This window comes from Streptomyces beijiangensis (assembly GCF_017315755.1).
Classification (GTDB): domain Bacteria; phylum Actinomycetota; class Actinomycetes; order Streptomycetales; family Streptomycetaceae; genus Streptomyces; species Streptomyces beijiangensis.
In genome coordinates this window covers 1-375 of the sequence record NZ_JAFLRJ010001024.1, presented here as the reverse complement: position 1 = coordinate 375, position 375 = coordinate 1, and the positions used below count along the sequence as shown (strand labels likewise).

The following is a 375-nucleotide window of genomic DNA, read 5'->3' as shown; positions in this document are numbered from 1 at the left end:
CGTTCCACTGCGCGAAGAGCTTCGCGTCCCGGAAGCCCTCGGCGGCGGAGTGCGAGGCCCAGGCGACGATCAGCAGGTAGGTGGTGCGGCTGCCGGTCTGGCGCAGCAGGTCCACGAAGTAGCAGCCTTCGGCCTTGACGATGATCTCCTGAGCCGCCTCGAAGGCCTGCTCGAACTGCTCGCTCTGGCCGTCTGCCACGGTGAGCAGCGCGTGTTCGACATTCACTGGGATTCCCCTTGTTCTTGGTTCGGTGTTGACCGGAGTGGGGCGATATCGCGCCTAAATGCTCTTGCCGGTCGGGACGGGCTTGGCCGTCGCATCCGGAGCCTCGCTGCCGTCCTCGGCGGGACCAGCGGGCCGACCACCGGCGCCGG

Annotated in this window: 1 protein-coding gene; it reads right to left on the bottom strand. The window is 67.7% G+C overall.

The window, feature by feature from the left end:
• Positions 1-226: antibiotic biosynthesis monooxygenase family protein (locus J0695_RS40385; RefSeq protein ID WP_206969775.1), on the bottom strand; the 226-nt coding region annotated here is incomplete at its 3' end.
• Between the last annotated feature and the right edge of the window lie 149 nt (positions 227-375).